Here is a 20,543-nt window from a genome sequence, read left to right on the forward strand (position 1 = left end):
GGGTGGTTGAGGACACATCCAGTTGAAGGACAGAGGCTCAATAGAGCTCTTCTTCGGCGTGGGTCTTGATGGTGCAGTCGCTGGTGGGGTAAGCGACGCAGGTCAGCACGAAACCAGCTTCGATCTGGTCGTCGTCCAGGAAGCTCTGGTCGGACTGGTCGACGGTGCCAGCGGTGATCTTGCCGGCGCAGGTGGAACAAGCGCCAGCTCGGCAGGAGTAGGGGAGGTCGATGCCCTGCTCTTCAGCAGCGTCGAGGATGTACTGGTCGTCGGGCACTTCGATGGTCTTGTTCAGACCTTCGCTCTCGGAGACCAGGGTGACCTTGTAGGAAGCCATGATTGATGAATGCGTACAGGGTTCCGGAAAACCCGGTCCTGCAGAACGCCACATTTTTACTTCAAATAGGTGCTCAACCTGACGATTCCGGGGCCACTGGGGAGGAGGACCAATCGGAGACCCCTCTCTGATAAGCCTGGCTTATAGGGCCAGGCTTAGCGGCGGCGGATCTCCAGCAGCCCCCAGCGGCCCTGTGCCGCCTCGGCGGTGACCAACCAGCCCAAGCCCCCCAGGACCTCCTTCAGGCGCGGTGCCTGATCCACGAGGAGACCACTGAGCAGAGCGCGCCCGTCGGGCTGAAGCAGCCCCTCAAACCCCGGGGAGAGGGCTTCAATCACCGGAGCCAGGATGTTGCAGAGCAGCAGATCGGCGCGGCGGGGGGAGAGCAGCTCGCTCAGGGTCTCCACTGAACCGAGGGCCACCTGAAGCTCAGCCTCCGATCGATCATTGAGGCCGCGGTTATCCGTCGTGGCACGCACCGCCAGGGAATCGGTGTCAGCGGCCACCACCGACTCCGCACCCAAGCCGAGCGCAGCAAGGCCCAGCACCCCGCTGCCGCAGCCCAGATCGGCCACAAGCGACCCCACGGGAGGCGACTGCTCCAAAGCTTCCAGGCAGAGCCGGGTGGTGGGGTGGCTTCCAGTGCCGAAGGCACTGCCCGGGTCCATCTTGATCACCAGCCGGTCGGCATGCTCCGGCGGAACCTCCAGCCAGGCCGGCAGGATCAACAGCCCCGTACCGACGGGATCGGCCTGCCAGTGCTGTTTCCAGCTGAGGCTCCAATCCTCGTCCGCCACATCGTCCCAGTGCCCATCGGGCAGGCTGAGACCAAAGGGCTCCGCCAACGGCTGCAGGCTGGCGACCAGCTCCCGCCGCTGCGGCTCCGGCCACTCCGGCTTCGGGAGCCAGACCAACAGCGTCTTGCAGTCAGGCGTTTCGGGCGCATGCTGCACCGCATGGCGATGCAGCCCGAGATCCGTCAGTTTCCACACCAGCGATTCCTCCAGTTCTGGAGGACACGGGAGTGTGAGACGCCACCACATCAGAGCGTGACCGGGTGTGCTTCCTGGATGCCATCAATGGCCGTGATCGTCTGCAGCAGATCTGCTGGGATCGGATCATCGATGCTGAGCACCATCACCGCATCGCCGCGCACGATCTTGCGGCCCACCTGCATGGAGGCGATGTTGACGTTGTGTTCGCCCAGCAGAGATCCCAGGTGACCAATGATTCCGGGCATGTCCCGGTGTCGGGTGAACAACATGTGGCTGCTCGGGGTCACATTGACCGGGAAGGCATCGATGCTGGTGATGCGCAGATCGCCATCGGCAAAGACGGCACCGGTGACGCTGCGGCTGCGCTGATCGCCACGGGTGGTGATTTGCAGTGAGCCACCGGCGAAGTCGCGGCTGCTCTCATCCTTCACCTCCAGCACCTGAATGCCGCGGGCCTTGGCCTCGAGCGAGGCATTCACGAAGTTGATGCTGTCACCCAGACCAGCGCTGAGCAGACCCTTCAGAGCGGCAATCACCAGAGGCTGGGAGGGATGGCTGGCGAATTCACCTTGCAGGCGCAGTTCCATCTCCTTCACATGACCGCCGGCCAGCTGACTGACGAGCAGACCGACCGTCTCGGCGAGCTGGAGATGGGGCTTGAGCCGCTCCATGATCTCGGCGCTGAGGCCGGGAATGTTGACCGCACTGCGGGCCGGCAGACCCAGCAGCACATCACGGATCTGCTCCGCCACATCGATCGCCACATTCTCCTGGGCCTCTTCCGTCGATGCACCGAGGTGGGGCGTCAGCACCAGACCACGCTCCACCGCCCGCAGGGGGGAGTCTTCCGCCAGGGGCTCACTGGCGTACACATCCAGGCCCGCACCGGCGATCACACCGTTGTCGATGGCTTCAGCGATCGCCGCCTCATCCACCACGCCGCCGCGGGCGCAGTTCACGATCCGCGCCGTGGGCTTCATCGTGCGCAGCAGCTCCGCATTCACCAAGTTCTCGGTGTCCTTGGTGCGGGGGATGTGCAGGGTGACGTAGTCGGCGGTGCGGAACAGCTCATCCAGCTCCAGCAGCTTCACCTGCATCCGTTGAGCCCGGTCAGCGGAAATGAAGGGGTCGTAGGCGATCACCTCCATGCCCATGGCCTGGGCAACCCGGGCGACGTGGGATCCGATCTTGCCGAGACCGACCACCCCCAGAGTCTTCTTGTAGAGCTCGTTGCCGACGTATTTCTTGCGGTCCCACTTGCCGGCCCGCATGCCGCCATGGGCCTGAGGAATGTGCCGCGAGAGGGTCAGCATCGTCGCCAGAGCGTGCTCCGCTGCAGCGATGGTGTTGCCCTCCGGCGAGTTCACCACCAGCACACCCCGCTGGGTGGCCGCAGGCACATCAACGTTGTCGACGCCGACGCCGGCACGGCCGATGATCTTGAGCCGGCTCGCCGCCGCGATCACCGCTGCGGTCACCTGGGTGCCGGACCGGATCATCAATCCGTCGTACTCACCGATGATCCCGATCAGCTCCTCCTCTGAGAGGCCGGTGCGCTGATCCACCTGCGCCACTTGGCCAAGGATGTCGATCCCGGCCTGGTCGATCGGATCGGAGACAAGAACTTTCGTCATCGAAAGGCGCAGAACTGCCGCGGTGAACTGTAGAGATCGACATCCACCACCCCCTCCAGTTCGATGCACAGGGTTCAGAATTCAGCGCATTGGATCTGAATGCCCCATGCCCGTCTGTGTGATGGTGATGGCCGATGCCCCCGCGGCGGAAGGCCTGACCCAGCGGCTCCGGGATACCGATCTGCCGCTGCTGAAGTGTCTAACAATCCCCCCCGATGGAGATGCCATCGACAAAGTTGCCCTGCTGAACCCAAACCTCACGCGCCAACAGCGGCAACGGGGCATGGCCCGCTGGCTGATGCCCTTCGGTTTCCTGGCAGGGGTCACCTTCACCAAGATCACCACCCTCACCACCTTCGCCAGCTTTGGCCCATGGGGTGAAACCCTGATCGGCGGACTGCTGGGCATGGGCTCCGGCCTGATGGGGAGCTACGCCGCAGCCGCCAGCGTGGATTCAGACAACGATGCAGGCGTGCGGATCCTGCGCAACCGCCGCGACGAAGGACGCTGGCTGGTGCTGCTGGAAACACCCAATGGCATCGAGGCCCCCTGGCAAGTGATTCAAAAGTCGCGGCCGCAGCAGGTGGTTCGCCTCGACGACCTGTGATGCTGCCCCGGGAGGAGCTGCTGGCGGGGGCCCAGAACCAGGAAGGGCTGACGGTGCTGGTCGATCTCGCGGAGCAGGTGTTGCGCACCTGGCAACCGGCCTGGAGCCCCTTTCTCAGCGCACCGCTGCGGGAGGAAGCCTTGGCTCGCCTGGGCAGCCTCAGTGAATTGACCTGGATCAGTGATGGCGGCTATCCAGGCGCCGAACGCCAACGGCTGCTCTGCCACCGTCGCGACGACAGCCCTGATCCAGTAGCCCCGGTTCAAGGCCTGCTGATTGAAGGCAATTTCCTCTTCGACCCCCTTTCTCCCGAGGATCTGCGCGAAGCGTTGAAGGCCATGGGCGTCGACCCAGACAACATCGGCGATCTCTGGGTGCGCGGCGATCGCGGCGGGCAAGGGGTCTGCACCCCCAGTGCTGCCGAAGCCCTGCATGGCCGCCTGGGGGCCGTGCGCGAGGTGGAGATTCGCTGCGAAGCCCGTCCTGTGAAGCAGTTGCAGCAGCCTGTACAACGCAGCGTCCGCACCCTGCAGACGGTGGAGGCCTCCTGTCGCCTGGATGCGATTGCATCGGCTGGATTCGGGCTATCCCGAGCCAAGATCGTGACCCACGTCAAAGCCGGGCGCCTTCGGCTCAACTGGGGCAACGTGCGTCAAGCCAGCCGTGAACTGGTGGTGGGCGACCGGCTGCAGCTGCAGGATCGCGGCTCGGTTGAGGTGCGCTCGCTCACGCGCACCAAACGGGAGCGCTGGCGCGTTGAACTGCGCCGCAGTTGAGTTGAGCTGCCCACCAGCTGCTACTGTTCAGCCTCGGTCGATGAAATCACAAGATTTCAAACTGATCGATGTCGGGCGATTAGCTCAGGGGTAGAGCACTACATTGACATTGTAGGAGTCACTGGTTCAAATCCAGTATCGCCCACTTTCCCTGTCGGGACTGCGTTTTCGAACTTCAAACCTCGCGATGACATGCACGATTGTCGTTGGGTTGGGTCGCTCAGGTTTGGGGGCTGCGCGTCTGCTCAAGAAGCAGAATCGCGACGTTGTTGTATTCGAACGGGGCGATAACGAGGCCCTCCAACACACTTCGAAAACCCTCGCCGAAGAGGGCATTCCGGTGGTGCTGGGGCAGCCCCTGACCCTGGAGAGCTTTGACGCCTGGCGCGACAACCTGGACGCAGTGGTGATCGGCCCCGGCATCCCCTGGGATCATCCAACTCTGGTTGAGCTGCGATCCGAAGGCGTCCAAGTGCGCGGCGAGATGGATCTGGCCTGGGATGCCCTTCAGCAGATCCCCTGGATCGGGATCACAGGAACCAACGGCAAAACCACGGTCACGCATCTGCTCAGCCACGTGTTGGAGGCCTCAGGCCTCATGGCACCGATGGGGGGGAACATGGGCCAGTCCGCGGCTGAACTGGCCTACCAGATCGCCTCAGGTGCCGTTCCCGGGCCGGATTGGCTCGTCATGGAACTAAGCAGCTACCAGATTGAGGCGGCGCCCACTGTGGCCCCCAAGATCGGCATCTGGACCACGCTGACCCCCGACCATCTCGAGCGCCACGGCAGCCTGGAGGCCTATCGGGCCATTAAACGTGGGCTGCTCGAACGCTCGGAGTACGCCCTCTTCAATGCCGATGATCCAGACCTACGCCAGCAACGCAGCAGCTGGGACCGCGGCACCTGGGTGAGCAGTGAGGGAGCTCGTCCGGATGGCCAGCCCGCCGACCTCTGGATTGATGACGAGGGAATGGTGCGCAACACCACCACCCGCTTGTTTGCGGCTGATGCCCTGGCGATGCCGGGCCGCCACAACCGCCAAAACCTGTTGCTGGTGACCGCTGCTGCCTTGGAGGTCGGCCTCTCCCCCCAGCAGATCGCCGACGCCTTGCGCACGTTTCCGGGCGTGCCGCACCGCCTTGAACACCTGGGCACTTTGGCGGGAGCCAGCGTGTTCAACGACAGCAAAGCCACCAATTACGACGCAGCTGAGGTTGGCTTGCGGGCCGTGCAGGAGCCCGTCGTCGCGCTGGCCGGGGGGCAGACCAAACAGGGCGATGCCAGTGGATGGCTGAAGCAGCTGCACACCAAGGCCTGCTGCCTGATCCTGTTCGGTGCGGGGGCCAACGAGCTGGCCAGCCTCGCCAAAGCTGCTGGATACCCAGGAGAACTGCTGCAGTGCCTGGAGCTCGAAAGCGCCGTCAGCCTGGCTGCAACGGCCGTGCAGCGGCATCAGGCCTCGTCGCTGCTGCTGTCACCGGCCTGCGCAAGCTTTGATCAGTACCCGGATTTTGAGGCCAGAGGGGAGCACTTCCGCTCCCTGATCCAACCCCTGCTGGACGTCGCCTGAGACCAAACGAACGCAATTAGATGCACCTGGGCCTAACGGTCCGATGATGGTGTGAAACAAGCCTTGTGACGTGGCCTTCTGGTTGATGAAAAGCGAGCCCGACGCGTACGGGATCGATGACCTGCGTCGCGAGGGCAGCACACTTTGGGATGGCATTCGCAACTACCAGGCCCGCAATTTCATGCGCAGCATGGAGGTGGGAGACCAAGCATTTTTTTATCACTCCAATTGCAAGCCCCCCGGGATCATCGGGCTGATGGAAGTGATGGAGACCGGCCTGGTGGACCCCACGCAATTTGATCCCACGGCCAAGTACTACGACCCCAAATCAAGCCCCGAGAAACCACGCTGGGACTGCGCACGCCTGCGATTCCTTGGCCAATTCGACGCTCTGCTAAGCCTCGACCAACTACGGGAGCTGTACAGCGAAGAGCAGCTGCCCGTGATCAAACGCGGCAATAGGCTCTCGATCCTTCCGGTCCCCACCGACACCGCCAACGACCTCCTTTCACGGCTTGGCCAGCTCCACTGAAATCCCACTGGTCACGCTGCTGCCACGGGCCTGGATCGGCTTCAGCCGGGGGCCCTGGCGCTGTGTTGGCTTGGCGGCGCTGGTGTTGATCAGTGCCAGCGGCCCTGCGGTGATCGGCCACGACCTGCGCCTGGCGGGATCCCCATGGCTCAATCGGCTGGGGGACCTCTCGGTGTTGATCAGCCTGGTGCTTCCGCTGCTGCCTCTCCTGGGCCTGCTGCAACTGACGGATGGCCTGCTCCCCGACCGACGCGACGACCGCCCCCAACAGAGCTGGAGACAGCTGCTGCGCCAGGCCTTCACCCTGGTGCTGCTTGAGCTGGTGCTGGTGCTGGGGGGCGTCGGATTGATTCAGTCGTTGAGCTGGGCGCTCGGACGCTGGAGCACGGCCTTGGCAGGTCTGAGCGTGCTGCTGGGGGGAGTGGTGCTGCTGAGCTGGCTGTTCAGCCAAACCCTTGCCCTGCCCCTGCTCGTGTACGAGCGCTGCCGAGCTCTTCAGGCGATGGACCACAGCCGACAGCTGGTGCACCGCAATGGGCTCAAGGTGCTGGCGCTGCTGGGGATGCTGCTCGGCCTCAATCTTCTTGGGCTGATCGGGGCCACCCTGGGGCTGCTGCTCAGCCTCCCCCTCAGCGCCCTGGTGCTGATGGCCTGCTGCCGGCCTCAGACCCCATTGATCAGAGATTCCCGGCGGAACATATTTCCGACGTAAACCCGGGTGATCTCCCGCGATGCCTGGCCGTTCTGCACCAGGAAGCCGGCAAGCGCCGCCTGAACCAAACGGTACTGATCCCAGTTCGGATGTCCTTCGATGAACTGGGTCATGGCCTGCTGTAGGGGCTGCGGCACTTCCGATTGGAAACTCACAACACTGGTCTCAGCCGCGGCTTGCTCAAGGCCTTCTGGCATCTTTTCTCTTCGAAACGAACACCAGTTCTCCACACCATGGCGCCGCCGTCAAGAACCCCCAACACGAGACCATTCTCACGAATCTCCAAACGAGATCCCTGCCAGAAAGCCACTCCTGCACTGGTCGAAGCGCCGGCCTAGACGGAACTGCGCAGCCCGCCGCCATCGTCAAGCAAAAACAACGACAAACGGGGGATTTCCACAGAAACCCGTCAGGGCGGCGTTAACGGCCCATGGCCTGTGGAAAAACTGTGCAGAGCGACAGGGAAAGGGCGGGGGAAATCAATGACTCAAAAACGATTAGCTGGATTAATCAATGCTGCGAGTCCCACAACGTTCTCAAGGCCGCTACGGCCGCCGCCGCCGCTGGGGCCGGCCACTCCCCCTGCGCCGCACGTCCCTCCAACGGGGTGAGCAGGATGCGCAACTCCCATTGGCTGCGATCACCGCTCAAGCATCCCCACCACACGCCACGATCCAGCTCCAGCTCGATCGATTCCTCGGGCATCAGTTGGTCAACCAGACCCCTGTGCTGCTGCTCCAGGGTTGCCACAAGATCCACCAGATCCCGCCACTCCGGCTCGGTCAACTCAAACGCCCAGCGCTCTCCCCCCACAAGAACGCAAAATTCGCCGCGGGAGGGGTCGTGCGACACCCGCCATCCGTCCCCCTCCTGCTGAATCACAGCCGATGGATCAACCAGGCAGCAGATCGGGCTGGTCTTGCTCGTCGCTCAATTCCACGATGGCCCGTTGCACCGGCTTGACGCTGGACTCCTCCAGCAGACCGTCGAAGTCGTCGAAGCGGCGCTGCTTGGCCCGGAAGGCGATCCGCACCGTCGTCAGATAGCGGTTACTTGATTGACGAATCAAGCTTTCGCCACGCTTGGCGAGATCCTTGGAATCCACTCCGGCCGAAAGCACAGGCTTCTTGATCAAACAAGCTCAGATTAATTGGTGACCGTCTCAGGCCAGCTGATCGGTGTGAAAGGGCACGTGCATGGGGTAAGCCCGCTGACGGGAGCCTGGAACCCGCAACACGATCTGGCGCCCCATCCCCAAAGCCGCCAGGGGCAAGCGCAGATCAGCGACCAAACCACTCAATTCCTCGAGATGCGCATCATCGATGCACTCGATGCGGATGCTGCCCCAGCTGCGACGCATGCGACAGCTCCGCAGCGGCTCCAGCCTCTCCTGCAGTTCAGGATCTTCCCGGTAGAAGGAGAAGATCAGCTGTTGCAATCGATCCATCGCCGCCAGTCCCCCTAGTCTCATCCTGACTTCACCGTGCCCTGAGCACGGTCAGAGATCGCGTGGGCGAAGAAAAGCTTCAGCATTCAGACCAACGGGGCGGAACACTCGCCATCGATTTGGGCAGCACCACCACGGTGGTGGCCTATCAGGGACCGACCTCCACAAGGGCCGATCTGCTGAACCTGCCCGCCATCTGCAGCCGGGCCGGTGAAATTCCCAGCCTGGTGTGGGAGGCATCCCAATGCCCCCTGATTGGCCGGCAGGTGCTCGAGTCAGGCCTCAATGACTCCCTGGACAGACGTCTACATCGCGACTTCAAGGGCCACATCGGTCAAGCGGATGCCCCAGAACAAGAAGCAGCCCGCTGGGCCGGAGAACAGCTGCTTCAACAGATCTGGGGCCGGCTCCCCAGCAATCTCCCGGTGGAGCGGCTGGTGCTGACCGCCCCAGTGGAGTGCTATCGGGCGTATCGCAGCTGGTTGCTGCAGGCCTGCACCACGCTGCCGGTGGCCGAGATCGCCCTGGTGGATGAACCCACGGCAGCCGCCATGGGTGCAGGGCTTCCCGCTGGTTCCACTCTGCTGGTGGTGGACTTGGGCGGGAGCACCCTTGATCTAGCCCTGGTAGCTCTGGAGGGAGGAGAAGGTCGTGCCGCACCGATCGCCCAACTGCTGCGGCTGGGGGGGCGCAGCCTGGGGGACAACAGCCGCCAGATGCTGCGCACAGCAAAGGTTCTGGGCAAGGCAGGGCTGCGCCTCGGGGGCCGTGACATCGATCGCTGGATTGTGGACCGCTGTTGCCCGGGTCAAACCGCCAGCACCCCCCTGCTCAATGCCGCCGAACGGCTCAAATGCCGGCTGAGCGACACCGCCTTGGCCGAACGCGAGCCCCTGATGGAGTTGGCGGTGGATGAGCAGGAGCATGTGCTCCGCCTTTCGCGCAGCGAACTCAACGCGCTTCTGCTGGAGCGCGGCTTCGCAGACGCCCTCGAACAATTGCTGGAGACCTGTCTCGCCGGCGGTCGCCGCAACAACTGCAGCCTTGAAGATCTGGAGGGCGTAGTAGCCGTCGGCGGCGGTGCCCAGCTGCCCCTCCTGCGCCAGTGGCTCTCCGAGCACACGGCGCCAGCGCCCTTGCTCACCCCGCCACCAGTGGAGGCCGTGGCCCTGGGTGCACTTCAACTCACGCCAGGGGTCGCCATTCGGGATGTGCTGCAACACGGCGTTTCCCTCCGTTTCTGGGATCAGCGCAGCAACAGCCACCGCTGGCATCCCCTCTTCGTGGCCGGTCAACCGTGGCCGAGCCCAGCCCCCCTCGAGCTGGTGCTGGCCGCCAGCCGGACCGGCCAACGCAGCTTGGAGCTGGTGCTGGGGGAGCCCATCCCCCAGGGGAGCCACAGCGTGGTCTTCATCGATGGTTTGCCGACCCTGCAGGAGCAGACCGCCGGGGAGGTCTCCCACCAGCCTTGGCCGGGCACCGAGCTGGTGCTGCCTCTGGATCCCGCCGGAGAGCAGGGCGAAGACTGCCTGCGGCTGCGCTGGAGCATTGATCAAGAAGCGCAGCTTCAGCTGGAGATCAACGATCTGCGTTCAGGTCGGACGTGGTCCCGGCCAACGCTGGGGGCTGTCCGATAAGACTGACCCATAAAGACCGTCCGATAAGACGTCCGTCCACAGGCCCTTGGAACGGGAGCCGTCACTCCATAAAACAGAACCAACGTTCAGCTCCACCCTTCGTGGCGGCACCGCGTCAACTGCTGCTTCGGCTCTGGGGTGTTGGAACCCTGGGATTGGTGCTGGCGATTGCGACAGGTGCCTATTGGTGGGAACAACAACTGCCTAAGCGGCTGCAGAGCGCCCTCGCTACCAACGACTACGAGGCCTGCATCCGCACCAGTGAGCAACTCGCCTCCCTGCGCTGGTTGGGGGAGGGCGCACCGGAGGAGCAGGCCCTCTGCCGCCAGAAGCACGCCGAACATCTCTGGGACCAAGGCGATTCGATCGCTGCCCTCACGCTGCAGCAACAATTGGTCGCATCGGGGCATGGCGACCTTGCCCTCCATCGCAAGACCCTCGAACGCTGGCGCCAGGCTCTGATGGATCAGGCGATTGCTCTGTTTCGTGAGGGAGACCTGCAGCAGGCACTCGCGTTGCTGGATCCCCTCAAAGGCAGCGCGCGCAGCTCCATCAGCCAACTCAGTGCAACGCTGATGGAGATCTGGAACCGCAACCAATTGGAACAGCGTCGGCTGGTTCAACTGGTGGAGCAAGAACGCTGGTGGGAGGCCTTGGACAGCCTCAACAAACTCGACCATCCCTGGTGGCAGCAGCGGGCAAGTGCCACCCGTCAAGAGGTGGAGAGTGCCATTCAGGCCCTCGATGAGGCTCAGCAACACCAACAGCACCCAGCGGTGCGTGCCGACGTCATCAGCGGTGATCGGCTGGATGCCGCTGTCGAGGATCAGTTGCTCCAAGGTCTGGACCCCTGGACGGCCTTTTCGATGGGCTGCAGCCACCTTGGCGGTCGCGTCGAAGAGGACGGACCGGAAAGTTTCTGTCGACGCTCGTCCCCAAGCCCGTGACAAGATGAGCCCGTGGATGACTCAGGTGCAATGCAGGCGGGCGACAGCGTGACGGTGGAGGCATCCGTCGTTGTGTTCAACCATCCCGAACACCGGGGCAAAGCCTTTGACATGAAAGGGCAGACCGGAGAGGTGGCGAACGTTCTCAATGATTGGAAGGGTCGGGTGATCAGCCCAACGCTTCCTGTGATCGTTGCCTTCGGCCGCTACAAGGCCCATTTCCGCGCCGACGAACTCAAGCCTGCCGGCTGAGTCGGCTGAGGAACACCCCCTCCTCACCATCAACATCCCTGAGGCGGAGCTCGATGCTTTCGCTGCGTCGGGTCGGCACAACGCGACCACAGAAATCAGGCTGAATCGGAAGCTCCCGATGGCCTCGATCCACCATGGCCAGCAACATCACCCGCTGCGGCCGCCCCCAGCTCTGCATGGCCTCCAGGGCGGCACGCACCGTCCGCCCCGTGAAGATCACATCGTCCACCAGAATCACCTGGCGGTCCTCAATGCTGGTGGGGAGAGTCGTGAGCTGGGGCAGACGGGTGCCGATGCGCTCCAGATCATCGCGATGGAACGTGGGATCAATGGCCCCCTGGGAGATGGCATGACCTGTCAACCGCTCCAATTCCCGCGCCAAAACCCTGGACAACTGAACGCCGCGGGTGGGGATCCCCAACAGCATCAACCGACGGCTGTCTTCGGCGCTCTCCAACACCTGCGACGCCAAACGCGACAGCGTTAGACCAAGCTCACGCTCCGAGAGAATTTCGATCCGTTCAGGGTCGGCCATGGAGGATTTGAGCGCTGCGGGGTGTGGGAATTGGCTGAAACTGCAGCTTGAGGGCTGGCGTGGCGTTAAGTTGATTCTGCAAGAGTCCTTAAGAACCGTCGGTCGCGGGTGAACGTGGGGAAAAGCACTACCAACGGTTCAGGACGCTCCGGGACAGTGGCACCGGTCGTTCTCGCCATTCTTGATGGCTGGGGTTACAGGAACGCAAGCGAGCACAACGCGATTCAGCAAGGCGGCACTCCTGTGATGGATGCCCTGTGGCATGCCTATCCACACACCTTGATTGAGGCCAGTGGCTCCCATGTGGGCCTCCCCGATCAACAGATGGGCAACTCTGAGGTGGGCCACCTCACCATCGGAGCAGGCCGCATCATTCGCCAGGAGTTGGTGCGAATCAGCGACACGGTGCGCAGCAACCAACTGGGCGACACGCAGGCACTCAAGGAATTGGCAGAGCGCACCCAAGGTCGAGGCGGCACCTTGCACCTGCTCGGCCTCTGCTCCGATGGGGGCGTCCACAGCCACGTGGACCATCTCTGTGGACTGATCCAGTGGGCAGCGGACAGCGGCATCTCTGATGTCGCCGTGCATGCCATCACCGATGGTCGCGACACACCGACCCAGAGCGCACCGGGATACATCAGCCAGGTGGAAGCGGCCCTGAGCCGAAGCGGCGTTGGCCAGCTCGCCAGCCTCTGTGGCCGGTACTGGGCCATGGACCGGGACCAGCGCTGGGAGCGGATCGAAAAGGCATACAACCTCTACACCGACCCCAACATCGCCGTCGACAGCCGGACGGCAGAGCAGGTGCTGGCGGAGAGTTATGCCGAGGACATCACCGATGAATTCCTCGAACCGGTACGGCTTCAGAACAGCGTCATCAAAGACGGTGACAGCGTTCTGGTGTTCAACTTCCGACCCGATCGCGCCCGCCAGATCGTGCAAGCGCTCTGCCTCCCCGATTTCGAGGGCTTCGAGCGCAGCCACACGCCGAAATTGGATGTGGTCACCTTCACCCAGGTGGAACAAGACCTTCCCGTTCAAGTGGCCTTCCCCCCCGAGCCGCTCGACCAACTGTTGGGGCAGGTGGTGGCAGACGCCGGGCTGAAGCAGTACCGCACCGCTGAAACGGAGAAGTACCCCCACGTCACGTACTTCATGAACGGTGGCATCGAACAGCCACTGGCGGGAGAAGACCGTCACTTGGTGCCATCGCCGAGGGTCGCCACCTACGACCTCTCACCGGCGATGTCGGCGGAGCAACTCACCGACAGCTGTATTTCTGCCATTGAGAAGGCGGACTATTCGCTGATTGTGATCAACTACGCCAACCCCGACATGGTGGGGCACACCGGTGTGATGGAGGCCGCCAAGGAAGCCATCCAAACCGTGGATGCCTGCATTGGCCGGTTGTTGGATGCGGTGGGACGCCAAGGCGGAACCATGCTGATCACGGCTGATCACGGCAATGCCGAATTGATGAAGGGTCCGGATGGCCAAGCCTGGACAGCCCACACCACCAATCCTGTGCCTGCGATTCTGATCGAAGGAGAACGGCGCAAACTGCCTGGCCATGGCAACGCCATCACGTTGCGCGATAACGGGGGGCTGGCCGATATCGCTCCGACGTTGCTGCAAATTCTTGACCTTCCGCAACCGGCGGCCATGACTGGCCAAAGCCTGATTGCACCCATGTCCAACATGGACCCCACCCCCAAGACCGCTCGCCTCCCTCTTTCCGTTTGATGCTCACCTCAATTTTGTCCTGGAGCTGGATCGGCACCGGCCTTTTGTTGATCGTCTTGGTGCTGCTGCACAGCCCCAAAGGTGATGGCATGGGTGGCTTGGCGGCAAGCGGCAGCTCCATGTTCAGCAGCGCCAGCAGCGCAGAAGCAACTTTGAACCGTCTGACATGGACATGCCTGGCGTTGTTTTTGTCCTTGGCTGTGATCCTGAGTGCTGGCTGGTTGAACTAAACCAACCAGCTCACAAACTCAATTTCCAGCACACATATTTTGAAGGCAGCTTCAGGCTGATGGCTGGAATGCTGCTCATCAACTTGCAGATCTGTTCCAATCAATTTTGCGACCAGAAGTTACACAAGAAAGCACATAGAGCACGAATCAAGAAAACCGAGGCACAACTGAGGCGGTATTGCAAGATCAACAGAGCAAGGATTCTTCAGGCATCCTGAATGGATGAGAGCCCTAGCGGCCTTGAGCCTAAGCCGTCAGACTTCAGATTCCAGAAACATTACTCAGGGCTTTGCAAGCCTGATTTCAGAAAAGCAATTTCCTTGTAGACCCGATCAAGCTCGTACAACGTTTTTGTTTCCTTCTTTTCAAGGATTTCAACCCGCTTCAACAAATCCTCCAACAACTTGTTTTGCAAAGATTCAACCTGAACTTGCCTTTTTTGCACGCCTTTTGAGGGAGCAGAAGCCGTGCTGGCCCGGGAAAGAATGCCTCCATCCGTTTCGACGTACAACAAGGCAAGACGCTCCAACACCTTGGAGTAAGCCTTGTCTTGTTGTCGGCAAAGGGCTTTGAAACGCTGCAGCGTCTCTGGAGCGAACTGGGCGGCGAAAGCTCCGGGGCGCTGGGGCATTTGTCCCGACACATCGATACACAGCAAGACGTTAGCCGGTACCTCTCCGCACCCCGAATCCTTCATGACCGGCAACCAACGCCGGCCCCCAGGCGCCACATGTCTTGTAAAAACTAGTTCTTACAAGACAGCATCCGAACATAAAAAAGAGGCCCCGCAGGACCTCTTGGCATGACTTGAGTTGGGGTGATCGGGTGGTCTCCCGACCACCCGAAGGTCGATCAGTAGTCGAAGTCGCCGCCACCCATGCCGCCGCCGGCAGGAGCTGCTTCCTTCTTCTCAGGCAGATCAGCCACGATGCACTCGGTGGTGAGCACCATGCCAGCGATGGATGCGGCATTTTGCAAACCGGAGCGGGTCACCTTGGCGGGATCGACGATGCCGGCAGCCAGCATGTCGACGTACTCGCCGGAGGCAGCGTTGAAGCCTTCGGCACCAGCGCGAGCCTTGACGTTCTCAGCCACAACAGCGCCGTTGGCACCTGCGTTTTCAGCGATGCGCATCAGCGGAGCGGTAAGAGCAGCAGCCACGATGTTGGCGCCGATCAGTTCCTCACCGGACAGGCTGGAGGCTGCCCACTGCTCCAGGGCCGGAGCCAGGTGAGCCAGGGTGGTGCCACCGCCAGGAACGATGCCTTCCTCAACAGCCGCCTTGGTGGCGTTGATGGCGTCCTCGAGACGGAGTTTCTTGTCCTTCATCTCGGTTTCGGTGGCTGCACCCACCTTCACCACAGCCACGCCACCGGCCAGCTTGGCCAGGCGTTCCTGCAGCTTCTCCTTGTCATAGGTGGAGTCGGTCTCGTCCATCTGCTTCTTGATCTGTTCGCAGCGGGCGCCGACAGCCGCCTCGTTGCCCTCGGCAACGATGGTGGTGGTGTCCTTGTTGATGGTGATGCGACGGGCGGTGCCCAGCATCTCGAGCTTGGCGTTCTCCAGCTTGAGACCGGCATCTTCAGTGATCAGCTGACCGTTGGTCAGCACAGCCATGTCTTCCAACATGGCCTTGCGGCGATCACCAAAACCAGGAGCCTTCACAGCGGCCACGTTCAGCACACCGCGCAGACGGTTCACCACCAGAGTGGCCAGGGCTTCCTTCTCGATGTCCTCAGCAATGATCAGCAGAGGCTTGCCAGTGCGGGCGATTTGCTCCAGCACGGGCACCAGATCCTGCACCAGACCGATCTTCTTGTCGGTGAGAAGGATGTAGGGCTCGTCGAGGACGGCTTCCATCCGCTCGGTGTCGGTGGCGAAATAAGGGGAGATGTAGCCCTTATCGAAGCGCATGCCCTCGGTGACCTCGAGTTCGGTCTCCATGGACTTGCCCTCTTCGAGGGAAATCACACCTTCCTTGCCAACCTTGTCCATGGCGTCGGCAATCATCTTGCCGACTTCTTCATCGTTGCCGGCGGAGATGGTGCCGACCTGAGCGATGGCATTGCTGTCAGCGATGGGCTTGGCCATTTCCTTGATCTTGCTGACCAGGAAATCGGAAGCCTTGTCGATGCCCTTCTTCAGGGTGATGGCGTTGGCACCGGCAGCCACGTTGCGCAGACCCGCCTTGACCATGGCGTGGGCCAGAACGGTGGCAGTGGTGGTGCCGTCACCTGCGGCGTCGTTGGTTTTGGAGGCGGCCTGACGGATCAGAGCAACACCGGTGTTCTCGATGTGGTCTTCGAGCTCGATCTCCTTGGCGATGGTGACACCGTCATTGATGATCTGGGGTGCACCGAACTTCTTCTCGAGCACCACGTTGCGGCCCTTGGGACCCAGGGTCACGGCAACGGCTTCGCAGAGGATGTCGATGCCTTTTTCGAGAGCGCGACGGGCGTTCTCGTTGTAGATGATGCGCTTTGCCATGGAAGGCGGTTCCTAATGAAGAGGATGGTTAAGGGAGGCTGAGTTGAGACTCAAGCCGCAATGCAGCGGGGCTGATCTCAGTTGACGACAGCCAGGATGTCCTTCTCGGACAGCAGCACGTATTCATCGCTGCCGAGCTTGATGTCGGTGCCGGCGTACTTGCTGTAGAGGACCTTGTCGCCCACACCAACTTCGGGAGCCTGACGGCTGCCGTCGTCGTTGCGCTTGCCGGGGCCCACCTGAACCACCTCACCCACCTGGGGCTTTTCTTTGGCGGTGTCAGGCAGAAGGATGCCGCCGGCAGTCTTCTCTTCGGATTCAGAGACCTTGACGAACACGCGGTCGCCGAGGGGTTTAACGGTCGAGACGCTGAGAGAAACAGCAGCCATGGGTACTTGCAGGAGCAGGGACAGGGCGCAATGCGCCACGCATCGACGCGAGTTGGCACTCGATGCCGATGAGTGCCAACGTATGCAAGCGACCACCCCCCGGGCCATACCCCAAGCTGTGCGGGTGACCGAACCGTGGGGGGGTGCAACCACAGCGGTGGTATGGTTGCGCCGCTCTGAATGGGTCCGAGCGCGCAGCGCCTGTTCCCGCAACTCTCCTTCCTATGGTCGCTTCTGCTCCTGCATCTGCTGGCACCAAGGGTGTGATCCGTCAGGTGATCGGCCCGGTTCTGGACGTTGAATTTCCCGCCGGGAAACTGCCCAAGATCTATAACGCCCTGCGCATCGAGGGGAAAAACCCCGCAGGTGACGACGTCGCTCTGACCGCTGAGGTTCAACAGCTTTTGGGTGATCACCGAGTTCGTGCCGTTGCCATGAGTGGCACCGACGGTCTGGTGCGCGGCATGGAAGCCGTTGACACCGGTGCACCGATCTCCGTGCCCGTTGGTGAAGGCACCCTCGGCCGCATCTTCAACGTGCTGGGCGAGCCCGTCGACGAGCAGGGCCCCGTCAACACCACGGCCACCGCTCCCATCCACCGGGATGCCCCCAACATCACCGAGCTTGAGACCAAGCCCAAGGTGTTCGAGACCGGCATCAAGGTGATCGATCTCCTGGCTCCCTATCGCCAGGGCGGCAAGGTCGGCCTGTTCGGCGGCGCCGGCGTGGGCAAGACCGTGCTGATTCAGGAGCTGATCAACAACATCGCCAAGGAGCACGGCGGTGTGTCTGTGTTCGGTGGTGTGGGTGAGCGCACCCGTGAGGGCAACGACCTCTACGAGGAATTCAAGGAATCTGGCGTGATCAACGCCGACGACCTCTCCAAGTCGAAGGTCGCCCTCTGCTACGGCCAGATGAACGAGCCCCCCGGCGCCCGGATGCGCGTGGGCCTCTCCGCTCTGACCATGGCTGAGCACTTCCGCGACGTGAACAAGCAGGACGTGCTGCTGTTCGTGGACAACATCTTCCGCTTCGTGCAGGCCGGCTCCGAGGTGTCCGCACTGCTGGGTCGCATGCCTTCCGCTGTGGGTTACCAGCCCACCCTGGGCACCGACGTGGGTGCCCTGCAGGAGCGTGTTGCATCCACCGTTGAAGGTTCGATCACCTCGATCCAGGCCGTTTACGTGCCTGCTGACGACCTGACCGACCCCGCACCGGCCACCACCTTTGCCCACCTCGACGCCACCACGGTGCTGAACCGTGCCCTGGCTTCCAAGGGCATCTACCCCGCTGTGGATCCTCTGGATTCCACCAGCACCATGCTCCAGCCAGCTGTGGTGGGTGACGAGCACTACCGCACCGCCCGCGCCGTGCAGTCCACCCTGCAGCGCTACAAGGAACTGCAGGACATCATCGCGATTCTTGGTCTCGACGAACTGTCGGAAGACGACCGTCGCACCGTGGACCGTGCCCGCAAGGTGGAGAAGTTCCTCTCCCAGCCTTTCTTCGTGGCTGAAATCTTCACCGGCATGCCCGGCAAGTACGTGAAGCTGGAGGAGACCATCGCTGGTTTCAACCAGATCCTTTCCGGTGAGCTGGACAGCCTCCCCGAAGCCGCCTTCTACCTGGTGGGCAACATCGAGGAAGTGAAAGCCAAGGCCGAGAAGATCGCCGCCGAAACCAAGTGATCCCTGTGGGGGTGTGAATCACACCCCCGATCACGTGTTTCTCGACAGTCCGTTCTCTTTTCGAACCAAGGTTCATGTCCCTCACCCTCCGCGTGCTGGCAACAGACCAGAACGTCTTTGATGGCAGCGCCGACGAGGTGATCCTGCCCAGTACCACCGGTCAACTCGGCATCCTGCCCGGCCACATCTCCCTGCTCACCGCCATCGACATCGGTGTGCTGCGGGTGCGTGCCAACGGTGCATGGAACTCCATCGCTCTGATGGGTGGTTTCGCCGAAGTGGATGCTGATGAAGTCACCGTTTTGGTGAACAAGGCCGAACTTGGCAGCTCCATCGATTCCGCCACCGCCGAAGCCGCTTTCCAGAAGGCCTCCACCGTGGTGGCTGGCATGGAAGGCCAACCCGCTTCGCCGGAAAAACTCAAGGCGCAGCAACAGCTGAATGAAGCCCGCGCTCGCCTTCAGGCCAGCAAAACCGCCGACTGATTCATCCCCCTGTTTCAAGGATGACGTCGCCAAAGGCCAGGGGTTACCGCCCCTGGCCTTTTTCGTGGTGTGGTTTGTCCGTTCATCATCCCAACACCAACCAAGCCACTGGAAGGCATAAAAAAACCTGCCCGAAGGCAGGTTTGCATCATCAAATTGAAAAGCGGAATCAGGCGGTACCGCAGAAGGTGACGTCGGGGAACTTGGACTTGGCCTCGTCGAGGCTCTTGCCTTTGCCCTCTTCCTGCCAATAGTTGATCACCTCAGTGGCCTGGTTGAGCACTTCAACCCGCTCGTTGTCGGTGATCCAGCTCTTGCCTTCCAGCTCGGTCTTGAGGCTTTCCCAGGCATCCTCACGGGGCCAGAAGAAGTAGGAGGTGAGGGGGCTGGGGCCACCGCCAACGATTTGATCAACTGCAAGGGCCACGTTGTCGGGAAGCCAGAGGATCTTCAGCAGGAAGCGGCCCTCATCGGCCTTGGGGGTGTAACCGGAAGGAACACCATCAGCATCGATGGTGGCCGTGGCCAGAGCCGCGGCGGCGCCCTTCAGCACAGGACGGCCTTCAGCTTCGCTGGCTGCAGGCTTTTCAGTGGTTTCAGCTGCCTGGGTGGCGCCTTCAGCCGCGTCGGCGGACGGAGTCGCGACCTCCTGGTCGGTAGGGGCAGCGCCTTCGGTGACCGTCATGGTGTCAGCGCTCAAGACAGAAGTACAAACAACTAACCTACCAGCCGCTCCCCATGAGACGTTCTGGGATCCCCAACCATCCTGCTGTTCGACATCGATGGTGTGATCCGCGATGTCGCGGGCAGCTATCGGCGGGCCCTTCAATGCACTGTGCAGCACTACTGCGGTTGGCAGCCCGGCGCTGATGTCATCGATGCGTTGAAGGCTGAAGGAGCCTGGAACAACGACTGGGACGCCAGCCTTGAACTGCTGCGGCGCCATGGTGCTGAGCTGCCGGATCGCGCCGCGCTGATCGATGTGTTCAGCGGCTTCTACTTCGGCGGAGATCCGGACGGAGACCCCAGCCAATGGACGGGCTTCATCGGTGATGAGCCTCTTCTGGTGGACGCCAGCTTTTTCGCCACGCTGTCGAAGCGCAAGTTGCGCTGGGGATTTGTGAGTGGAGCGGAACCACCCTCAGCCCGCTTCGTGCTTCAGCAGCGCCTGGGGCTCCAGGACCCGCCCCTGATCGCGATGGGAGATGCCCCCGACAAACCGGACCCCACAGGCTTGATCCGCCTGGCCAAAGCACTGGGGGCCAGTGCCGAGGGAGTTCAGGTGGCCTATCTCGGCGACACCGTGGCCGATGTGCACACCGTGATCCAGGCCCGGGAACGCTGGCCGGAACAACGATTCGTAAGCCTGGCGGTGGCACCGCCTCACCTGCAAACCCCAGAGCAGGCTGCGGCGCGCGACATCTATGAGCAACGGCTGCGGGAGGCGGGCGCCGATCAAGTGCTGACGACCACTGAAGCGGTCTTGCAGTGGGAAGGAGCTGCGGGATAAGGGCAACTGCGGTCCGCGAAACTC

General features: G+C 62.2%; 25 protein-coding genes and 1 tRNA gene. 14 read left to right on the plus strand and 12 right to left on the minus strand.

All coding sequences use genetic code 11. The features are described 5' to 3' along the window. Positions 1 to 37: 37 nt before the first annotated feature. The 3 genes from DXY04_RS07865 to serA all read right to left on the minus strand — a co-directional run bounded on the left by DXY04_RS07865 (position 38) and on the right by serA (position 2,966). Positions 38 to 337, minus strand: coding sequence for a ferredoxin (locus DXY04_RS07865; protein WP_006043345.1), 300 nt, complete (start codon positions 335 to 337; stop codon positions 38 to 40). A 155-nt stretch (positions 338 to 492) separates the two neighbouring features. Then, entirely contained in the window at positions 493 to 1,380 is an 888-nt protein-coding gene (prmA, locus tag DXY04_RS07870; RefSeq protein WP_115161650.1) for a 50S ribosomal protein L11 methyltransferase, read from the minus strand. Then, positions 1,380 to 2,966, minus strand: a complete 1,587-nt coding sequence (serA, locus tag DXY04_RS07875) for a phosphoglycerate dehydrogenase (RefSeq protein WP_115161651.1) — start codon at positions 2,964 to 2,966, stop codon at positions 1,380 to 1,382. Before serA ends, prmA begins: the two co-directional genes overlap by 1 nt. 106 nt (positions 2,967 to 3,072) lie before the next feature. Between serA and DXY04_RS07880 the strand changes: the two genes are divergently transcribed. From DXY04_RS07880 to DXY04_RS07905, 6 genes are all read left to right on the plus strand, one after another. Continuing rightward, complete coding sequence (locus tag DXY04_RS07880; RefSeq protein ID WP_114989480.1) at positions 3,073 to 3,573, plus strand: hypothetical protein; 501 nt, start codon at positions 3,073 to 3,075, stop codon at positions 3,571 to 3,573. Continuing rightward, positions 3,573 to 4,349, plus strand: a complete 777-nt coding sequence (locus DXY04_RS07885) for a photosystem II S4 domain protein (protein ID WP_170951368.1) — start codon at positions 3,573 to 3,575, stop codon at positions 4,347 to 4,349. Before DXY04_RS07880 ends, DXY04_RS07885 begins: the two co-directional genes overlap by 1 nt. Positions 4,350 to 4,422: 73 nt before the next feature. Continuing rightward, a tRNA-Val gene (locus tag DXY04_RS07890) sits at positions 4,423 to 4,494 on the plus strand. A gap of 42 nt (positions 4,495 to 4,536) precedes the next feature. Next, positions 4,537 to 5,922: a UDP-N-acetylmuramoyl-L-alanine--D-glutamate ligase gene (gene murD, locus DXY04_RS07895; RefSeq protein ID WP_115161653.1), complete on the plus strand. Its 1,386-nt coding sequence runs from the start codon at positions 4,537 to 4,539 to the stop codon at positions 5,920 to 5,922. Between the two features lie 85 nt (positions 5,923 to 6,007). Next, a complete protein-coding gene (locus DXY04_RS07900; protein WP_115161699.1) occupies positions 6,008 to 6,454 on the plus strand; it encodes an EVE domain-containing protein in 447 nt (148 codons plus the stop codon). Continuing rightward, positions 6,438 to 7,166 (plus strand): hypothetical protein, encoded by a 729-nt coding sequence (locus DXY04_RS07905; RefSeq protein ID WP_170951369.1) that lies wholly within the window; start codon positions 6,438 to 6,440, stop codon positions 7,164 to 7,166. The genes DXY04_RS07900 and DXY04_RS07905 overlap by 17 nt, the downstream gene beginning before the upstream one ends. On the opposite strand, the gene DXY04_RS07910 is transcribed toward DXY04_RS07905, so the two are convergent. From DXY04_RS07910 to DXY04_RS07925, 4 genes are all read right to left on the minus strand, one after another. Further along, the gene (locus tag DXY04_RS07910) at positions 7,118 to 7,363 is read right to left on the minus strand and encodes a DUF2811 domain-containing protein (RefSeq protein WP_006851681.1); all 246 of its coding nucleotides are present in this window, start codon (positions 7,361 to 7,363) and stop codon (positions 7,118 to 7,120) included. The genes DXY04_RS07905 and DXY04_RS07910 overlap by 49 nt on opposite strands. A gap of 313 nt (positions 7,364 to 7,676) precedes the next feature. Further along, a complete protein-coding gene (locus DXY04_RS07915; RefSeq protein ID WP_115131815.1) occupies positions 7,677 to 8,048 on the minus strand; it encodes a DUF1818 family protein in 372 nt (123 codons plus the stop codon). Positions 8,049 to 8,058: 10 nt separating this feature from the next. After that, on the minus strand, positions 8,059 to 8,286 hold the full coding sequence (locus DXY04_RS07920) for a DNA-directed RNA polymerase subunit omega (protein WP_025362489.1): 228 nt from the start codon (positions 8,284 to 8,286) through the stop codon (positions 8,059 to 8,061). 42 nt (positions 8,287 to 8,328) lie between these two features. Next, a complete protein-coding gene (locus DXY04_RS07925) occupies positions 8,329 to 8,613 on the minus strand; it encodes a hypothetical protein (RefSeq protein ID WP_114989486.1) in 285 nt (94 codons plus the stop codon). Between the two features lie 62 nt (positions 8,614 to 8,675). On the opposite strand from DXY04_RS07925, the gene DXY04_RS07930 reads away from it, so the two are divergent. From DXY04_RS07930 to DXY04_RS07940, 3 genes are all read left to right on the plus strand, one after another. Further along, positions 8,676 to 10,250, plus strand: coding sequence for an Hsp70 family protein (locus tag DXY04_RS07930; RefSeq protein WP_115161655.1), 1,575 nt, complete (start codon positions 8,676 to 8,678; stop codon positions 10,248 to 10,250). A 101-nt stretch (positions 10,251 to 10,351) separates the two neighbouring features. Next, positions 10,352 to 11,197, plus strand: coding sequence for a hypothetical protein (locus tag DXY04_RS07935; protein WP_115161656.1), 846 nt, complete (start codon positions 10,352 to 10,354; stop codon positions 11,195 to 11,197). Between the two features lie 30 nt (positions 11,198 to 11,227). Then, a complete protein-coding gene (locus DXY04_RS07940; protein ID WP_115161657.1) occupies positions 11,228 to 11,449 on the plus strand; it encodes a ferredoxin-thioredoxin reductase variable chain in 222 nt (73 codons plus the stop codon). Here DXY04_RS07940 and pyrR read toward each other — a convergent pair. After that, on the minus strand, positions 11,433 to 11,984 hold the full coding sequence (pyrR, locus tag DXY04_RS07945) for a bifunctional pyr operon transcriptional regulator/uracil phosphoribosyltransferase PyrR (protein ID WP_115161658.1): 552 nt from the start codon (positions 11,982 to 11,984) through the stop codon (positions 11,433 to 11,435). The genes DXY04_RS07940 and pyrR overlap by 17 nt on opposite strands. Positions 11,985 to 12,092: 108 nt before the next feature. On the opposite strand from pyrR, the gene gpmI reads away from it, so the two are divergent. Both gpmI and secG read left to right on the plus strand, forming a co-directional pair. Continuing rightward, complete coding sequence (gene gpmI, locus DXY04_RS07950; protein ID WP_115161659.1) at positions 12,093 to 13,730, plus strand: 2,3-bisphosphoglycerate-independent phosphoglycerate mutase; 1,638 nt, start codon at positions 12,093 to 12,095, stop codon at positions 13,728 to 13,730. Further along, on the plus strand, positions 13,730 to 13,960 hold the full coding sequence (secG, locus tag DXY04_RS07955; protein WP_006849683.1) for a preprotein translocase subunit SecG: 231 nt from the start codon (positions 13,730 to 13,732) through the stop codon (positions 13,958 to 13,960). Before gpmI ends, secG begins: the two co-directional genes overlap by 1 nt. Positions 13,961 to 14,237: 277 nt before the next feature. On the opposite strand, the gene DXY04_RS07960 is transcribed toward secG, so the two are convergent. From DXY04_RS07960 to groES, 3 genes are all read right to left on the minus strand, one after another. Continuing rightward, the gene (locus DXY04_RS07960) at positions 14,238 to 14,657 is read right to left on the minus strand and encodes a hypothetical protein (RefSeq protein WP_244278627.1); all 420 of its coding nucleotides are present in this window, start codon (positions 14,655 to 14,657) and stop codon (positions 14,238 to 14,240) included. A gap of 155 nt (positions 14,658 to 14,812) precedes the next feature. Further along, entirely contained in the window at positions 14,813 to 16,447 is a 1,635-nt protein-coding gene (gene groL / locus DXY04_RS07965) for a chaperonin GroEL (RefSeq protein WP_006851861.1), read from the minus strand. A 77-nt stretch (positions 16,448 to 16,524) separates the two neighbouring features. After that, positions 16,525 to 16,836 carry a co-chaperone GroES gene (gene groES / locus DXY04_RS07970; RefSeq protein ID WP_006850452.1) on the minus strand — a complete coding sequence of 104 codons (312 nt, stop codon included), beginning with the start codon at positions 16,834 to 16,836 and terminating at the stop codon, positions 16,525 to 16,527. A gap of 224 nt (positions 16,837 to 17,060) precedes the next feature. Between groES and atpD the strand changes: the two genes are divergently transcribed. Both atpD and atpC read left to right on the plus strand, forming a co-directional pair. Beyond that, positions 17,061 to 18,524 (plus strand): F0F1 ATP synthase subunit beta, encoded by a 1,464-nt coding sequence (atpD, locus tag DXY04_RS07975; RefSeq protein ID WP_115010090.1) that lies wholly within the window; start codon positions 17,061 to 17,063, stop codon positions 18,522 to 18,524. A gap of 74 nt (positions 18,525 to 18,598) precedes the next feature. Further along, a complete protein-coding gene (gene atpC, locus DXY04_RS07980; protein ID WP_115161661.1) occupies positions 18,599 to 19,009 on the plus strand; it encodes an ATP synthase F1 subunit epsilon in 411 nt (136 codons plus the stop codon). A 169-nt stretch (positions 19,010 to 19,178) separates the two neighbouring features. Here the strand turns inward: atpC and DXY04_RS07985 are convergent, their stop codons facing one another. Beyond that, positions 19,179 to 19,694 carry a 30S ribosomal protein PSRP-3 gene (locus DXY04_RS07985; protein WP_115161662.1) on the minus strand — a complete coding sequence of 172 codons (516 nt, stop codon included), beginning with the start codon at positions 19,692 to 19,694 and terminating at the stop codon, positions 19,179 to 19,181. A gap of 102 nt (positions 19,695 to 19,796) precedes the next feature. Between DXY04_RS07985 and DXY04_RS07990 the strand changes: the two genes are divergently transcribed. Then, positions 19,797 to 20,519 (plus strand): HAD-IA family hydrolase, encoded by a 723-nt coding sequence (locus DXY04_RS07990; RefSeq protein ID WP_244278624.1) that lies wholly within the window; start codon positions 19,797 to 19,799, stop codon positions 20,517 to 20,519. Positions 20,520 to 20,543: the final 24 nt, after the last annotated feature.

It is taken from the genome of Synechococcus sp. UW86 (assembly GCF_900474085.1).
Lineage (GTDB): Bacteria > Cyanobacteriota > Cyanobacteriia > PCC-6307 > Cyanobiaceae > Parasynechococcus.

Excerpts from the sequence above, each read along its gene's own strand:
- DXY04_RS07865 (WP_006043345.1), bottom strand. The coding sequence starts at position 337 with ATGGCTTCCTACAAGGTCACCCTGGTCTCCGAGAGCGAAGGTCTGAAC.
- prmA (WP_115161650.1), bottom strand. The coding sequence starts at position 1,380 with ATGTGGTGGCGTCTCACACTCCCGTGTCCTCCAGAACTGGAGGAATCG.
- serA (WP_115161651.1), bottom strand. The coding sequence starts at position 2,966 with ATGACGAAAGTTCTTGTCTCCGATCCGATCGACCAGGCCGGGATCGAC.
- DXY04_RS07880 (WP_114989480.1), top strand. The coding sequence starts at position 3,073 with ATGCCCGTCTGTGTGATGGTGATGGCCGATGCCCCCGCGGCGGAAGGC.
- DXY04_RS07885 (WP_170951368.1), top strand. The coding sequence starts at position 3,573 with ATGCTGCCCCGGGAGGAGCTGCTGGCGGGGGCCCAGAACCAGGAAGGG.
- murD (WP_115161653.1), top strand. The coding sequence starts at position 4,537 with ATGACATGCACGATTGTCGTTGGGTTGGGTCGCTCAGGTTTGGGGGCT.
- DXY04_RS07900 (WP_115161699.1), top strand. The coding sequence starts at position 6,008 with ATGAAAAGCGAGCCCGACGCGTACGGGATCGATGACCTGCGTCGCGAG.
- DXY04_RS07910 (WP_006851681.1), bottom strand. The coding sequence starts at position 7,363 with ATGCCAGAAGGCCTTGAGCAAGCCGCGGCTGAGACCAGTGTTGTGAGT.
- DXY04_RS07925 (WP_114989486.1), bottom strand. The coding sequence starts at position 8,613 with ATGGATCGATTGCAACAGCTGATCTTCTCCTTCTACCGGGAAGATCCT.
- DXY04_RS07940 (WP_115161657.1), top strand. The coding sequence starts at position 11,228 with ATGCAGGCGGGCGACAGCGTGACGGTGGAGGCATCCGTCGTTGTGTTC.
- pyrR (WP_115161658.1), bottom strand. The coding sequence starts at position 11,984 with ATGGCCGACCCTGAACGGATCGAAATTCTCTCGGAGCGTGAGCTTGGT.
- secG (WP_006849683.1), top strand. The coding sequence starts at position 13,730 with ATGCTCACCTCAATTTTGTCCTGGAGCTGGATCGGCACCGGCCTTTTG.
- DXY04_RS07960 (WP_244278627.1), bottom strand. The coding sequence starts at position 14,657 with ATGAAGGATTCGGGGTGCGGAGAGGTACCGGCTAACGTCTTGCTGTGT.
- groL (WP_006851861.1), bottom strand. The coding sequence starts at position 16,447 with ATGGCAAAGCGCATCATCTACAACGAGAACGCCCGTCGCGCTCTCGAA.
- groES (WP_006850452.1), bottom strand. The coding sequence starts at position 16,836 with ATGGCTGCTGTTTCTCTCAGCGTCTCGACCGTTAAACCCCTCGGCGAC.
- atpD (WP_115010090.1), top strand. The coding sequence starts at position 17,061 with ATGGTCGCTTCTGCTCCTGCATCTGCTGGCACCAAGGGTGTGATCCGT.
- atpC (WP_115161661.1), top strand. The coding sequence starts at position 18,599 with ATGTCCCTCACCCTCCGCGTGCTGGCAACAGACCAGAACGTCTTTGAT.
- DXY04_RS07985 (WP_115161662.1), bottom strand. The coding sequence starts at position 19,694 with ATGACGGTCACCGAAGGCGCTGCCCCTACCGACCAGGAGGTCGCGACT.